Raw genomic sequence first — 14,738 nt, forward strand, 5'->3', positions numbered from 1 at the left:
CGAGCAGCCGGGCCGAGGCCGCCGCCTGCTGCGCCGCGTCCGGCAGCGCGGGCGCCGCCGTGGCTATCACGAGCAGCACATCGGCCACCGTGACGTCGGCGCGCAGCCCGCCGGCCTCCCGGGCCCGGTCCACCAGACGGCCGACGACCTCCAGCAGCGCACCCGCGCCCGCGTCGTCCCAGGGTTCGTCCTCCAGGGAGGTCCGCGACCCCCCCCCGCCCCGCCGATCGGGCACCCCGCCGGTGACGGCCGCCTCCCACTGGTGCGGCACGCGCGCGTCCCCGCCCTGCGCCCCCTCCCCGTCCGCCCGGCCGCCCCGCCCCGGGGTGCCCGCGGCCCGGCTCAGCGGTGTCCGGAAGACGCTGCGCAGGTGCCGCAGCGTCTCCGCGGTGACCGGAACGGGCCCCGGCGGGACCCCCGGCACACCGGGGCCGGACCCGACCCCGGCCTCGGTGCCGTCCGCCGGGTCGCCAGTGCCGTCCGCCGGGTCCCCGGCGGCGTCCGGCGGGATCGCCCCCGCCAGCAGCAGCGCCAGCAGCACCGGGACCGCCTTGCGCCGCAGCGCCCCGGTGGCCCGGCCCAGCCGGTGCGCGTGCGCGCCGGGCAGCGACAGCGCGAGGCTGCCGGCCCCGTCGCCGAGCGCGAGGGGAACCGCCGCGCAGACCACGCCGGGCGCGTATTCGAGCAGGTCGAAGACGGGCGCCCCGGGCGCCACCGCGTCCAGCGCGGTGAACAGGGCCCGGCTGTCGGTGATGGTCCGCTCGGTGAGCCGGGCCGGCCGGTGCCGGGCCACGTGGTCGGCGCGGCCGTCGTGGTCGAGCTGGCTCAGCAGGCACTTGCCCACCGCGCTCGCGTGCGCGGCGTCCCGGAAGTCCACCCACTCCCGCACGGGCGGGGCGCCGGGCCCGTCCGCCATCTGGGTGATCCGGACCTCCCCCTCCGCGTACCGGCTCAGGTACACGGCCGCGCCCGCGCTGTCCCGGGCCAGTGCCAGCGTGCGCTGGAGCTGCCCCGCGAGACCCCGACCGCACGGGGCCGCGAGCCGGTCGAGGGCGGGCCCGGGCGCGTACACGCCGACGCCGGGGCGGTACGCGTACTCCTCCTCGCAGAGCATCGACAGCAGGGGCCCGAGCTCCGCCTCGGCCAGCCCGGCCTCCCGCCCGAGCAGGCCCGCGCGCACCCCGAGCGGCCGCCGCTCGAGGACGCGTACGACGGCCAGGGCGCTGCGCGCCTGCGCCAGCGCCTCGCCCCCGCCGGGCTGTACGACGGTCGTGCGGGACGCGGCCGTCAGCGCGGGGTGGCGCAGCGGGCCCGCGCCCAGCCGGGGGCGGCGCACCGGGGCCGCCGGCGGCAAGAAGGCGTCCAGTGCCCCGGACACTCCCGGTCTGGGCAGCGGCACCGGGCCCAGGTCGGGATCGTCGACCTGGTCGACGTAGCGCAGGACGGCCGCCTGCGCGCACAGCCGCACCTCCCGCAGGTCCCGGTGCCCGCGCGGCCGGAAGCGGCGCCGGCCCAGCTCCCGCGCCCAGACCCGGGCGTCGTGGTGCTCACCGCGCCGGGAGTGGTCCAGGAAGAGGCAGTACGCGGCGTGCGTGGTCCGGGCCCGCCCGGACCCGGCGGCGAACTGCCACCAGAACCGGGCCCCTTCGCGCAGGCCGGCCAGGTGCAGCAGGCAGCCGAAGACCACGGCCCCGGGCAGGTCGGCGTGGCCGCCGGCCGCGAACGCGTCGAGCCGCTCCCGGGCCCCCCGTCCGCACACCGAGGCCAGACAGGCGGCCTTGAGGTCGCGCCCGGCCCGTTCGGAGTCCAGCGGGAGGTCCCGCGAGGGATCGCTCCACCCCGTCGGGCGGCGCCGGCTCGGGGCCGTGCCGCGCCGGGGCCCGGGCGGCTTGGGCTTCGGCGCCGGGGCCCCGGCGCCGCGCAGCAACCGGGCCTCCGCGGCGCCGAGGTCGTAGTGCGGGTAGCGGTCGCGCACGCTCGCCCGGGCCAGGAACTGCTCCAGGGAGCGCGGGAGTCCGCCGTCCTCGCGCCGGACGCCGCGGCTCGTGCCCCGGCTCATGACTCTGCTGCCGTGTCGAGCAGCAGGGCGAGCCGCCGCTGCGCCTGGCCGAGCTGCGAGCGGACCGTTGCCTCGTCGACGCCCATCATGGCGGCGGCCTCGGCGGGGGTGCATTGGAGCCCGTACCGCAGCAGCACGGCGTCGCGCTGCCGTTCGGCGAGCCGGGAGACGGCGGAGTAGAAGCGGATGGTGTCGGTGAGCACCTCGTACTGGTCGGCTTCCGCGTGGGCCTCCTTGAGCGCTGCCTCGAAGGCACTGATGTCCATCGGCTCCGGCCAGGGGCTGCGGCGGTACTGCCGGTCGACTATCCGCTGCTTGAGCACGGTCCAGGCGTAGGCGTCGAGGCGGTCCATGTGCAGCATCCGCAGCCATTCGCCCATGATCGAGTCGAAGGCGGCGTCCACCGCCTCCTCGGCCGCCGCGTCCGTGCCCAACTGCAGGAACGCGAACCGCATGTAGGCCGGGCGCCGGTCGGCGTGGAAGGCCCAGTACGACAGGCGCGCCGTCGAATCCCACTGGCTCATGGGGGTCGGCCGCCGTCGCCGGCTCGGCAGACCCACGGCCCCGCCACCGGACTCCTCCGGTCCGCTGCCATCGCTCACCGCTCCACCCCATCCCGTGTGCGGGGCAAGGAAATCAGCGCGGGCGCACTCGGAGGGCGTAGAGATGAAACATAGAAGGATTACGTTCGGTGATGATCGACTCCTGATCGATGTCGACCACGCGAGGCCTCAACCAGCGCAAACGCATATGCCGATCTCCTGTGCGCCCGGTCCGCCCCGCCGGCGGGGGCGCACGGCGTGTGACCATCCCAAGATTCACTCGTTTGTCGGAGCGTGGGCACAACACAGCGATTCGGATCCACCGCCGTGGAACAGGCCGAGGCCGTCCTCGTCGAGCAGTACCCCCAACTGGTGCGGCTCGCCTACGTGACGCTGCCGGTCTCGCTCGGCCGCCATACCCGGGTGCTCCTCGCGCACAAGGCGGTCCAGCGGGCCCTCCCGCGCGGCGGCCGGGGCGCGGCGGGAGCCGCGGCCGGGCGCGACAGCCCGGGCGGTCCGCTGGCGGAGGTGCGCGTACGGGTCCTGCGCGCGAGCCTCGCTCCGTCCGGCCGGTCCCGCCTCGCCGCGGCCGCGCTCGGCTGGCCCCCGGTCCCGCCCTTCGTGTGGGGGCTGCGGCTGTGGCCCCCGGCGGGCGGGATCGACGAGGTGTCCCAGGCGCTGGCCGGGGTGCCGGGGCCGGTCCGGGCCGCCTTCGTGCTGCACCGCGCCGCCGGCCTGCCCGGGGCGGCGGGCGCCCTGCTGCTCGGCGGGGGCGGGGCGGCCGCCCCCCCGCGCGCGGATCGCGGCGCGGCGCGCGCCGCGGACCGGGGTGCGGGCGGGGCCCCCGGCCGGGCGTTCGCGAGATTAACATCCGCAGCAGCGTCAGAGGTGTATAAGAGGCAGGTTGGCGCCCGGGGGATATCGGTCGGTCGTCCGCCCGTGCTCCCCCCTCCGCTCCCTCGCCCGGTTCTCCGGTCGTCTTCGGCGCCTGCGACAAGCCACACCCCACACAGCCATGGGCGTCAACGACCCCCTCTCGGGGGACTCCTGACACCGCTAAAGATGATCATGAACGGATCGATCTTCGCGAAATCGTACAAGTCGTCTATTAGGTGAAAGTCGCGACAGGCCGGGACTTTGGGCCCTTTTTGTATCGACGTGGGGAGAGGGCCGGCCCTGCGGCACCTGCGGAAGGGGAGATCGCGGGGGACGACCGCCCGCCCGGCCCGGCGCCGGGGGCCGAAGAGTGGCACCCTGAAGGTGTGGCCGAGTGGGGACTGACCCCCCAGGTCGAGTGGCCCGCCCGGACGGACACGAGCCTCGCGCTCAACCACATGGGCACCTTCGACTGGAACCTCGACAGCGGGCAGATGCATCTGGACGCCACCGCTCTCGAGGTCCTGGGCCTGCGCCCCGAGGAGTTCACCGGCACCCCCGCCGGGCTGCGGCCCCGCCTCGCGCCCGGCGAGGAGGCCCGGCTCGACGCACGGGTCGCGCAGGCGCTGAAATCCGGCCGCGGCCACTACGGGGCCTACGTCCGCAGCCGCGACCGGGACGGCTCCCCGGGCTGGACGCACATCCAGGGCCACATCCTGCGGGACCCGCACGACCGCCCGTACCGGATCATCGGGATCATCCGCGACGCCGCCCACGACCCCGGCGAACCGGGAGCCGCCGGCGAGATGGACGAGGGCCGTCGGCGGCTGACCGGGGTGGTCGAGCGGACCACGGCGATCCTCGCGCACGCCCGCACCGTCAACGACGTCACCGACACCCTCAAGGACCCGGAGGCCCTCGGTCACCTCGGCGCGGTCAGCATCATGCTCGGCGTCGTCGAGGGCGGCCGCATCCACCTGGTCGCGGAGGGCCGGCTCGGCTCGTACGTGCCGGAGACCGAATACACGCGGATCGACGCGGCACTGCCCATGAGCGAGGCCGTACGGACGCTGCGGCCGGTCTACCTCGGCTCCCGCGAGGAGTTCCAGCAGCGCTACCCGGTGCTGTGGCCGTACATCGAGCCGCTCTCCGTGCGCAGCGGGGTCTACCTGCCGCTGATCGCCCACGGGCGACCCATCGGTGCGCTCGGACTGCTCTACACGCGGGACGGGGACTTCACGGCCGAGGAGCGCAACGTGCTGATGGCGCTCGGCAGCGGCATCGCGCAGAGCCTGCAGCGCGCCATCCTCTTCGAGCAGGAGCACGACCTCGCCGAGGGGCTCCAGCGGGCCATGCTGCCGCGCCGGATCCCGGAGGTGGCGGGGGCGCGGATCGCGGTGCGGTACCGGGCCGCCCGGATGGGACGGGACATCGGCGGCGACTGGTACGACGTGCTCCCGCTCGGCGAGGGGCGGGTCGGCGTGATGATCGGAGACGTGGAGGGGCACGACACGGACGCCGCCGCCGTCATGGGCCAGCTGCGCATCGCGCTCCGCGCGTACGTGGCCGAGGGGCACACCCCGGGCGTCGCGATGGCGCGGGCCTCGGCCTTCCTGCGCGAACTGGAGACGGAACGCTTCGCCACGTGCACGTACGCCGACATCGACCTCACCACCGGCATGGCCCGGCTGGTCCGCGCCGGGCACCTCGATCCGGTGGTGCGGCGCGGCGACGGCAGCTGCCACCGGATCCAGGTGGCGGGCGGGCTGCCGCTGGGCCTCCCGGCGCGGGACCCGGCCGGGCCCGGTGCGGCGTTCGGGTACGGCCCCGGCTCCGGCTCCGAGGGCACGGGATACCCCGTCACCAGCCTCGAACTGCACCCCGGGGACACCCTGCTGCTCTGCACGGACGGCCTGACCGAACGGCCCGGCGGCGACTCCGACACCGGGATGCGGGAGTTGATGGAGGCGGTCCGGGACGGCCCGGCCGACGTCGAGGAACTCGCCGACGTCCTGTGCGGGCTGCTCGGCGACTCGGGCGGCGGGGACGACATGGCCCTGCTCGTGCTGCGCCGCCGGGGCACCCCGGCCCCGCGCGGCAGCGGCCCGCTGAGCCACACCCTGACCCCCGGCGACCCGGACGCCCCCGCGATGGCCCGCCACCTGATCCGGGCGGCGGTCGCGGCGTGGGGCGCGCGGGACCAGTCCGACGGGATCGAGCTGGCGGCGGACGAGCTCATGACCAACGCGCTGGTGCACACGGACGGGGTCGGCCACGTCAGCATGCGGCTGACCGCGGACGGCCGGATCCGGATCGAGGTCGAGGACACCAGCAGCGCCCTGCCGCGGCGGCGCGCGGCGGACGACTGGGAGGTCTCGGGGCGCGGCCTGATGCTGGTGGACCGGCTGGCGGACGACTGGGGCGTCGAGCCGCGGGGCGGCGGGAAGTGCGTGTGGTGCGAGTTCACCATCCCGGCCGCCCCGGCACCGGCGCCGGCGCCACCAGACCCCTCCGGGTAGGCCCGGGAGGGACGGCGGGGCGGGGCGGGGTGGAACCGGTCGCTCGGGCTACGCGGCCGCGTACGGGCCCTCCGTGGCCTTGCGGGTCTGCAGCGCCGTCAGCTTGTGCACGAAGAGGATCGCGAGCACGGCGGCCGCGAGCGACAGCACGCCGTTCACGGCGGCGGCGTCGGCCGCGGCGGCGAGCCCGTCCGGATCGTTGGAGTTGGTGTAGAGCCGGCTGTAGACGCGGTCGGAGATCAACGTCGCGACCCACAGCAGCCACCAGGACGTGACGGGCGCGGTCGAGACGTGGCGGTAGCCCCCGTCCGGTCCGAGCTGGAGGCTGGCGTCCCAGATCTCCTTCGCCATGCGGTAGGGGATGAACAGGTTGCCGACGGGGATGAACCAACCGCCGATGGCCCAGCCGGAGGAGCGCGTGACCCTGTCCGGACCGAGGATCTCGGCGTTCCCGTGGACCCGGTGGAACCAGATGATGAACAGGACCGCCGTGGCGAGCAGCAGCGGCAACGAGACGGCGGCGACGACGGCCATCAAGCCGTCCGGCAGGGTGAGGCTGTCCTCGGCTCCCGCGTCCGGGTACGTACCGTCGCGCAGGACCGAGGCGACGTACAGGCCGGTTCCCGTCAGGAGCAGCGCGTACAGCCCGGAGACCGCGAGCAGCACGATCGTGGCCGTCGCAAGGCCCCGGGGCGAGCGCAGCACCTTGACGGGCTGCGGAGTGAAGCCCGGCGGGGGCTGGTGGCGAACCGCCTGGTGGGCGTACGCCGGGCCGCCCGCGGGAGGCGGCGTCTGCGGGGCGGGGCCGACGGGAGGCGGTGAGCCGGGCGCGCTGAAGGACATGAAGTGGTACCCCCCACGGGAACGCGTGACATGCGAAAGAGGCCCGCTGATGCGCGGGCAGGCTGAAGATATGCCAGACAGGGGTTCGGGGTACACGGCTTTTTGGCAGGTCAGAGGGGTTTCCGGGGGAACAGGGGGGATCGTCGACAGCGTCAGAGGGGTAAAAGAGGCAGGGTCAGGGGGTGTCGCGGAGCTCCCCGAGGGCGTCGTTCCAGCCCAGGGCGTACGCGCGGGTCTCGCGGGTGGTCACCTCGGCGTACAGGGAGTCGAGCAGGGCCCTCTTGTCCAAGGGGGCGGGTCCGTCCAGGAGCTGGCTGAGGCGGTCGTGGAGCGTGGTCTGCGGTGAGCCCTCAGCCTGCTGGGTCATGGAGGCCTGCCTTCCGATTGCTTGCCCTTGCCGTGTGGTGGCGCCGCGGACGAAGGGCGGGGGCACCGGTGAGCCGAACGGGTGTACGAATCGAGTTTGGAACATCCGTTCGATGTTTGTCGAGCCGGAAACCTCTGACGGCGTGTCCGGACCCTCATCCCCTAGGCCCCGTTGGCATCGGAACAGGGGGTTTCCGGACGACCGGGTACGCTGGGAGCCTGTTCCCCCGCCTGGGAAAATGCTGGTCGCGTGGGGCGTGGGGGAGCCCGGGGGCGGGAAGGCAGTGCTGACGCATGAACAGGGACAGCGGTACCAGGGGGCGTGAACATGCGGTCGACTGGCTCGAAGTAGCAGTCGACCTGCCCCATTTGTTCGCCAGGCTGTCCGAGCTCGTCCACGGGGCGGGATACGCGCCCGGGGACCTGGTCCTGATACCGCGCTCCGAACTGGACCGCCGCGAGACCGCCTCCTTCACCGCCGGCTGGGCCGAGGCCATGGGCGAGGACCTGCCCCGCCTCCGGCGCGAGTACGAGAAGCGGGTCGCCGAGGCGTACGCCGCGGGTACCGCCGGCCGTCGCGGCGAGCCGAAGGGCGCGGGTCAGGGCCGAGGACAGGGCCGAGGACAGGGCCAAGGCCCGGGCCAGGGCGCCGATGTGATCCGGCTGCCGGTCACCGCGCTGATCGAATCGCCCGCTCCTGTCCGCGAGGCCGAGGAGCGGATGCGCCGGGCCCACGCCATCCTCGACCGGCGGTCCGAGGCGGAAGCCGGCCCCGCCACCGGGCCGGACACCGCCGATGACCTCGACGGCACCGCCCACGCCCACGCCGCCGAGCCCGACGCGACCGCCGGAGAGCCTCGCGCGCACGAGGAGCCGGCCGCGTCGGCGGAACCGGTGGAACCCGCCGAACCGGTGGAACCCGCCGAACCCGAACCCGACGCCACCGCCGCGGCGTTGCTCCCCGCGCAGATCCGGGAGAAGCGCACGCCGCCGGCGAGCCGCAAGGTCGCACGCCGCAACGGGCGCCCGATCGTGCCCCCGCTGGACTCCGTACCCGTACAGCCGCGCGCGCAAGGCCCGGCCGCGGACTCCCAGGCGACCGCGGGAGCGGGGCGCCGGAGCCTGGCGGCCCGGGCCCGCGCGCTCGCGGACGAGATGGATTCGAAGTCCGGCGGTGGCAGGCCCGTGGCCCCGGAGGGCGGCCGCTGACGCGCCGCCCCCCCGGGGTCCCGTGCTCAGCCGAAGAACCGCTGGAGGGTCTCCGGCGCGGGAGCCGGCTCCGCGGTCTGCGGGTCGGGCCCGTCCCCGTCGGCGGAGCCCTCGAAGGGCTTGCCGTCGGGCCGGGGCACCGGCTCGGGCGGATCCGGCGGATCGTCGTCCTCGGCGGTGTTGACCGAGGCGAACATCCAGTTGGCGGCCGCCAGGTGGTCCACGGCCGCCGCCAGCAGGTGGTCGGTCACCGACCAGTCCGCGGCCTCACCGAACAGCTCCCGGTTGAGCGAGCTGTCCCGCGGCAGGTGCTTGAGCAGGACCTGCAGGCGCCGCGAGGAGAGCTCCCCGCGGTGCCAGTCCAGCAGGTCCTTGCCGTAGTAGCGGAGCAGGTCCGCTTCGAGGGCCTCGGCGTGTTCGTCGACGAACTCGACGAGGCTCAGCCTTCCCCCAGGCCGAGCCCGGTCTCCTTGCCGTACGCCTCGAGGATCGCGGCGATGTCCTGCATGGTGACGTCGTGCTGCTCGAAGCGGGAGAACTGCTTCTCGCCCATGAGGAGCCGGAGCAGACCGTCCACGTCGTTGTCGTCGAGCCCGCGCAGCCCCTGGGCGGCGGCCCGGGTGAGTTCGGTGGGAAGGGTGTACGTCTCGCCGTCCAGCTCGAAGGACCAGGTGCGGCCGAGGGCCTCCTGGCGCTGGGCGCGGGCCGCGTTGACGTCGAAGCCTGCCATGGTGGTGGGTTCTCCTCTGGGTGCGGGGAAGAGTCGGGGCGAAGAAGGGGGGCGGGGCGGCGCGAGGGCCGCCCCGCCCCCGTGGAGCGGTGGATCAGAGGGCGGAGTACGCGCCGTCCTTCATGACGAAGCTCGCCAGCGGCTTGTCGTCGCCCGCGGACAGGGCGGTGAAGGTGATGCCCAGCGTGGACGCCGTCTTGCGGGCCAGCTTGATGTCGTCGGAGGCGGTGACCTGGCCGCGCGGGATGTAGAAGCGGTAGGTCACGACCGCGCCGTCGCTCGCCTTGGTGTCGGTGAACTCCAGGCCGAGGGCGCGGGCGTCCGACTTCGGCGAGTCCGCGATGTCGTAGCGGTAGATGCCGTTGGCCGGCGTGGCCTCGTCGACGACCGCGCCGCCGCCCATGAAGAACGGCAGCGTCAGCTCGTTGAACTGGAGCATCGAGAACTTGATGCTCAGGTCCCGGTCGGAGTAGGTGAAGTGGACCGGGCTGACCGCCTGCCACGAGTCGACCGGCTCGAGCTTGTCCTTCTTGGAGAAGGTGACGCCGTCCGCCGTGGTGAAGCCAACGTCCTTCCAGCTGGCGCCCCAGTCGACGTCCGGCTTGCCGGTGAAGGCGGTCGGCAGCGCCGTGCCGGCCGCGGCGACGAAGAGGCGACCGTTGCCGGCTACGCGGATCTCGGAAGAGTTTCCTGCCATGGTGATGCTTCTCCTTATATAGGGGTCCGCCGATCCGAACTCCGGTGCGTCCGGGGCCGGGTACGGCAAAGGCCCCGCCGGACGGCAGGGCCTTGGTCTGTGGGGCCGGCGCGCGGGGGGCGCGGCCGGCGGAGGGTGCGTCAGAAGACGCTGAGGGACACCTGGATCACGCAGACGTAGCGGTTGGCGCCCCGGTACACGTAGTCCGGGAGCCAGCGCGGCCCGTCCTGCTCGATGACGTCGGTGAAGGTGTTCGGGCCGTACGTCTTGCCGAGCGCGGCGAGCAGGGCCCGCCGGGCGGAGTTGGCCAGCGTGTGCGCGGCGGCCTTGGTGGGGCCGTACACCTCGAACTCGATCAGCGGGATGTCCACGTGCAGGTCGCCGGTCCAGGCGCCGCCGCGCCGGTTGACCATGACGGCCCGCTGGGTGCCGTCGAAACCGGCGGGCGGGCTGACGGCGACGACGGCCGTGGACAGCGCGGGATCAGCTTGGAGGACGTCGACGACCAGGGCCTCGACGTCGGGGAAGGCACTCGGGGGAGTGGTCACGACGATTCACCTCGGGCTGATGGGTGGAAGGGGGCTGTCGGGCGGTGCCCGGACTGTCTCCTTTGTTGTCTATGTCAGACGCCAGTGCACACCGGAGCCGAGACGGTGGAGATCGTCAGCAGAGTCAGATAGGTAAAAGAGACTGGTGCGGTTCAGCGGCGGGTGAGCCGCAGCCGGATGCCCTGCGGGTCCAGCAGGCCGGGCAGCGGCCCGACCGGGTCGAGCACGGGCCGGACGGCATGGACCCGGTGTCCGCGCAGCACCTCGGCGCAGAGCGCGGTGGTGACCAGAAGCGCCAGTTGCTCGCCGGGGCAGCGTCCGCCGGCGTGGCTGAAGGGGGCCATCCTCAGGTCGTGCTCCGCTCCGCGCGAAGCCCACCGGCCGGGCACGAAGACGTGCGCCGCCGGTACGTGTTCGGGGTCGCGCTGGTGGAACAGCGCGGGCAGCACCACGCAGGTCCCGGCGGGACGGCGCACGCCCCGCCATTCGGTCTCGGCCCGGGTGATCCGTATCAGGTCGGGGACGGCCGGGTAGAGCCGCAGCGCTTCGCGGACGCAGGCCCGCAGCCGGGGCAGCGCGCCCCGGGCGACGCCGGGCGCCCGCGCCTCGGCGGCGACCGCGTCCTGTTCGGCCGGGTGGACGCCGAGCAGGAGCAGGGTGCGCAGCAGGACGCCGGGGACGAGGTCGAAGGCCGCCAGCCACTGCGCGGCCTGCCCGACCGGGTCGAGGCCGCCGGTGGGGTCGCCGTGGCGGCGGGCCCGCCCCATGAGGGTGTGCGGCTCCGCGAGGTCGGCGTACGCGGCGATGCGCGCACCGGCCTTGGGGTGGAAACGTCCGGGCCGGCGGGTGAGTTCCGTGTCCTCGGCAGCCGCGTCGCCGAGGACGATGCGGCGGGCCGCGCGGGCCACCGCGTGGCGGGTGCGGGCGAGTTCGAGGGTGTTCCCCCCGGTCAGCCGCCGGGCCTCCTCGGCGAGCACGGAGAGGAACGGCCCGCAGGACGGGTGGACGGGCAGGCCGGCGGCGAGGACGGACTCGTCGATCGCCCGCCGCTCCGCGTGCGGTCCGGCGCGCGTGCAGCCGTCCGGCGCGCCCGGGGCGGGGGCGGGGGCGGGGCCGCTGACGGGTTCGGCGTAGAACTGCCGGATGTCCTGCGGGTCGAGGACGAGCAGGGCGGCGCCGGTCAGCCCGCGTACGAGTACGGGGGCCCCGCCGTGCCGGGCGCGCAGGGCCCGCAGGGTCGCGGCGGACCAGCGGGGCCGGCCGGGTGCGGCGTGCCCCTTCGTCGCACGGGGGCGGGCGCCCACGAAGCCGCGTACCAGGACGGGCAGGGTGTGGGTGGCGGCGAACCGGACGCTCGCGGCCCGGGCGGTACGGGCGGCACGCCCCGCCCGGTCCGCCGGGGAGGCGGAGGAGGCGGAGGTCGCGGAGGAAGCCGGGGAGGCCGGCGAGGCCGGGGCGGTCATCCGGCGGCCGCCTCGGCGCCGGGGGCGCCCAGCGCCCCGGGAGCGGCCTCGTGGACCGTGCTCATCCGTGTACCTCCGCGCAGCCGGGATTCGACGGTCGGTGATGTCGCGCTCACCGTACGTCGAGCGCCCCGGGTCCGCGCTCCGAGGACGGCGCACCCCTACGGGCCGGGCGCGGCTCCGGATGCCGGGTCGAGGTCGACGAGCAGGGCGGCGGTGTCCAGGCCTGCGGCGAGGTAGGCCGTGAAGGCCCCGTTGCCCAGGGCCCAGGCCGAGCGCTTGCGCCGGACGAGGCCGATGGCCGCGTCGGGCGTGAGTCCGCCGTCGATCAGGCACTGGGCGACGACGAGCCCGGAGCGGTTGTAGCCGCAATGGCAGCGGACCAGGATCGTCCGTCCGGAGTCGAGGGCGGCACGGGCCGCACCGGCGAGCCGTTGGACGGTGCGCAGCTGCGCACCCGTGAGCGGGCCGTCGGGCACCTCCCCGACCAGGTGCTCCACCCCCGCGTCGGGACCGTGGCCCGGGCGGGTGAAGAGGCTGATGACCAGGTCGAACTCGGAGCCGGCCACGACCGGCCACGGTTCCCCGGCCGGGTCGGTCCAGTGATGGCCGCCCATCCACAGGCCGGGGACGATCTCGTCCCAGGGACTCTGCGGCCCGGGTGCGTCACGGTCTCTCTGACGGGTTTTCCTCATGGCACTCAGAGCCTACAACGACCGTTCCAGGCAAGGCGGTTCAGCCGAAGGCGGCTTCGCGGAAGGCCGTGCGGAGGGGGGCCGACGGGGTGGTGGGGACCAGGGCCGCCCAGCGCCGACGGCTCGGGGAGACCCACAGGGCCGGGCCCTCGCCGTGGGACCAGGCTCCGTGCGGGGCCGGGTGCCAGAGCAGGCCGCGGGCCGGGGTGAGCTCGCCGGTGCGGATGCGCAGCGACTGGGCCGCCCAGGCCTGACTGACCGGGCCGCCCGCCGGGGTGAGCAGGTGGCTCAGGAACCGGCCGAGGTCGGCGACGGGGGCGCGCAGGGCGCCGTCGGCGGTGAACCGGGTCCGGGTCATGCCGAGCGGAGCCCAGACCCGGTCCGCGGCGAACCCGGCGAGGGGGCCGCCGCACAGCCGCTCGGCCAGCCCGGCGAGGGCGGGCGAGGTGCCGGGGCCGTGGGTGAGCAGGTGGTGCGCGGTGGTCCCGGCGGGCAGGCCTTCGCCCGCCCCGTACGCGGTGAGCGGGGTGTGCAGCCGCAGCTCCCCGGCGTCCACGAGGAGTCCGATGACGGGCCAGACGGCCAGCACGCCCGCCAGCCCGCCGACGTCGAGCACGCGGCCCGGGTCACCGGCTCCGGCCCGCGCGTCCGGCCCGTCCCGCCCGTCCGGCCCGTCCGACCCTTCCCGCACGTCCTGAACGTCCTGAACGTCCGGCCCGTCCGGCCCGTCCGGCCCGCCGACCGCCCATGCGGCGCCGGGGTCGGTGGCCCGCACGGCCTCGCCGATCCGGTCGGCGCCACCGGCCGGCCCGCCGGACGCGGTCGGACCGCTCTCCTCGGCCTGCCCGGCCCGGTCGCTCTGGAGCGTCATGGTCAGCCACGGTACGGCGCCCCGCGCGGCCTCCCGTGCGCGTCGCGCGGGCCGGTCGCCGCCCGCCACCCGAATGCCACCGCGCCCGCGACCGCCCCCGTACCCCGGTTCAGGACGGGCCCGCCTGCCCCTCGGCGGCCTCCGCCCCTTCCCTACCTTCCCGCGGATCGCGCCGCGGCTCCGCGCGGATGCCCATGACGACCACGGTGACCAGGCAGAACGCGATGGCGGTCTCCGCCCACAGGAAGGCCAGGTAATCGAGCAGGCAGCCGATCGGCGGCGTGCCGGGAGCGGTGTTGCGGAAGGCCGCCAGGGCGAACAGGGTGGCGGCCATCCAGCCGAGGGCCGGCCAGGTGAGCCCCTTGCTGCGGGTGACGAGGAACCACCCGCCGATCAGGACGGATCCTGGCTGCCCGGGCCGGTCCGGGAGGAGGTCGGGGGCGGCCGGACCACGTCGGTCCCGGCCCCCTCGCTCCCGGCCCCCTCGCTCCCGGCCGACGCCTTCCCCGGCGTGTTAAAGCGACAGGCGCTAGGGGTACCAACGGGGTACGGGGGAACGGCGGCCGCGGTGGCCAGGAGGGGGACCACCGCGGCCGCCGCATGCGCGCGTCCGCGTGGAGGTCCGGGCGCCGTCAGCCGCCGAGCCGGAGCAGCCGCTCCACGCCCCGCGCGGCCTGCAGCAGCGCCGGCGAGAACCGCTCCAGCTCCTCCCGCGTGGTCAGGAAGGTGACCCCGGTCAGGCTCAGCGCGCCCACCGGCACGCCGTCGCGGTCGAAGAGGGGCGCGCCCACGCAGCGTACGGAGGCCTGGTTCTCCTCGTCGTCGACGGCGTAGCCGCGCGTACGGACCCGTTCCAGCTCCGCCGTGAGCGCGTCCGGTTCGGTGAGGGTCCGCGGGGTCAGGGCGGGCAGGCCGGCGGCGCGGACGATCTCCTCGGCCTCCGCCGGCGGCAGGTGCGCGAGGACGGCCTTGCCGGTGGCGGTGGCGTGCGCGGGGATCCGCGCCCCGACGCGCGAGGCGGTCCGGAAGGGCTGGTCGCTCTCGATCTTGCGGATGCACGTGAGCGCGTCGCCGCTGCGCAGCGCCAGGTGGACGGCCTGGCCGGTGCACTTCTGCAGGAACTCCAGCAGTTCGACGATGCCTTCGGGCCGGTCGGTGGAGACCCGGGCGGCGAGGGTGCGCAGCCGCAGGCCGACGCCGTAGCTGCCGCGGCCGTCGGTGACGGCGTAGCCCTGTTCGACGAGGGAGGCCAGGATCCGGCCCTGCCCGACACTCCCGAAGACGCGCCGCCGGCGGGCACGAGGTCATTAGGCTGACCGT

At 75.2% G+C, this 14,738-nt stretch carries 15 protein-coding genes and 1 pseudogene; 3 read left to right on the forward strand and 13 right to left on the reverse strand.

Translation table 11 applies throughout. From position 1 onward, the window contains the following. Nucleotides 1-40 precede the first annotated feature (40 nt). Nucleotides 41-2,173 (reverse strand): annotated as a pseudogene (locus DRB89_RS46475) (IclR family transcriptional regulator C-terminal domain-containing protein); the annotation flags it as partial. Next, nucleotides 2,056-2,583, reverse strand: coding sequence for a sigma-70 family RNA polymerase sigma factor (locus tag DRB89_RS40395; RefSeq protein WP_239516627.1), 528 nt, complete (start codon nt 2,581-2,583; stop codon nt 2,056-2,058). The pseudogene DRB89_RS46475 and the gene DRB89_RS40395, both read right to left, overlap by 118 nt. A 1,352-nt stretch (nt 2,584-3,935) precedes the next feature. Here DRB89_RS40395 and DRB89_RS40405 point away from each other — a divergent pair. After that, nucleotides 3,936-5,996: a SpoIIE family protein phosphatase gene (locus tag DRB89_RS40405; RefSeq protein ID WP_112463957.1), complete on the forward strand. Its 2,061-nt coding sequence runs from the start codon at nt 3,936-3,938 to the stop codon at nt 5,994-5,996. A 48-nt stretch (nt 5,997-6,044) separates the two neighbouring features. On the opposite strand, the gene DRB89_RS40410 is transcribed toward DRB89_RS40405, so the two are convergent. Continuing rightward, a complete protein-coding gene (locus tag DRB89_RS40410) occupies nt 6,045-6,839 on the reverse strand; it encodes a DUF4328 domain-containing protein (protein ID WP_112453079.1) in 795 nt (264 codons plus the stop codon). Nucleotides 6,840-7,014: 175 nt separating this feature from the next. Then, entirely contained in the window at nt 7,015-7,206 is a 192-nt protein-coding gene (locus DRB89_RS40415; RefSeq protein WP_112452892.1) for a hypothetical protein, read from the reverse strand. Nucleotides 7,207-7,499: 293 nt separating this feature from the next. Between DRB89_RS40415 and DRB89_RS40420 the strand changes: the two genes are divergently transcribed. Continuing rightward, a complete protein-coding gene (locus tag DRB89_RS40420; RefSeq protein WP_162688937.1) occupies nt 7,500-8,414 on the forward strand; it encodes a hypothetical protein in 915 nt (304 codons plus the stop codon). A 26-nt stretch (nt 8,415-8,440) separates the two neighbouring features. On the opposite strand, the gene DRB89_RS40425 is transcribed toward DRB89_RS40420, so the two are convergent. From DRB89_RS40425 to DRB89_RS45590, 9 genes are all read right to left on the reverse strand, one after another. After that, entirely contained in the window at nt 8,441-8,806 is a 366-nt protein-coding gene (locus DRB89_RS40425; RefSeq protein WP_112452894.1) for a hypothetical protein, read from the reverse strand. A 47-nt stretch (nt 8,807-8,853) separates the two neighbouring features. After that, entirely contained in the window at nt 8,854-9,144 is a 291-nt protein-coding gene (locus tag DRB89_RS40430; protein WP_112452895.1) for a hypothetical protein, read from the reverse strand. 94 nt (nt 9,145-9,238) lie between these two features. Continuing rightward, a complete protein-coding gene (locus DRB89_RS40435) occupies nt 9,239-9,841 on the reverse strand; it encodes a phage tail protein (protein WP_112452896.1) in 603 nt (200 codons plus the stop codon). A 140-nt stretch (nt 9,842-9,981) separates the two neighbouring features. Next, entirely contained in the window at nt 9,982-10,389 is a 408-nt protein-coding gene (locus DRB89_RS40440) for a hypothetical protein (protein ID WP_112452897.1), read from the reverse strand. A gap of 152 nt (nt 10,390-10,541) precedes the next feature. After that, complete coding sequence (locus tag DRB89_RS40445; protein ID WP_112463718.1) at nt 10,542-11,852, reverse strand: cytochrome P450; 1,311 nt, start codon at nt 11,850-11,852, stop codon at nt 10,542-10,544. A 161-nt stretch (nt 11,853-12,013) separates the two neighbouring features. Next, nucleotides 12,014-12,547 carry a dual specificity protein phosphatase family protein gene (locus tag DRB89_RS40450; protein ID WP_112453052.1) on the reverse strand — a complete coding sequence of 178 codons (534 nt, stop codon included), beginning with the start codon at nt 12,545-12,547 and terminating at the stop codon, nt 12,014-12,016. Between the two features lie 40 nt (nt 12,548-12,587). Further along, nucleotides 12,588-13,418 (reverse strand): hypothetical protein, encoded by an 831-nt coding sequence (locus DRB89_RS40455; protein WP_112463719.1) that lies wholly within the window; start codon nt 13,416-13,418, stop codon nt 12,588-12,590. Between the two features lie 109 nt (nt 13,419-13,527). Further along, nucleotides 13,528-13,815 (reverse strand): DUF4436 family protein, encoded by a 288-nt coding sequence (locus tag DRB89_RS40460; protein WP_343234858.1) that lies wholly within the window; start codon nt 13,813-13,815, stop codon nt 13,528-13,530. A 235-nt stretch (nt 13,816-14,050) separates the two neighbouring features. Continuing rightward, entirely contained in the window at nt 14,051-14,473 is a 423-nt protein-coding gene (locus DRB89_RS45590; protein ID WP_343234715.1) for an IclR family transcriptional regulator, read from the reverse strand. On the opposite strand from DRB89_RS45590, the gene DRB89_RS45595 reads away from it, so the two are divergent. Next, a complete protein-coding gene (locus DRB89_RS45595) occupies nt 14,372-14,734 on the forward strand; it encodes a hypothetical protein (RefSeq protein WP_239516629.1) in 363 nt (120 codons plus the stop codon). The genes DRB89_RS45590 and DRB89_RS45595 overlap by 102 nt on opposite strands. Nucleotides 14,735-14,738 lie beyond the last annotated feature (4 nt).

The sequence above is a fragment of the Streptomyces sp. ICC4 genome (genome assembly GCF_003287915.1).
GTDB lineage: Bacteria > Actinomycetota > Actinomycetes > Streptomycetales > Streptomycetaceae > Streptomyces > Streptomyces tritrimontium.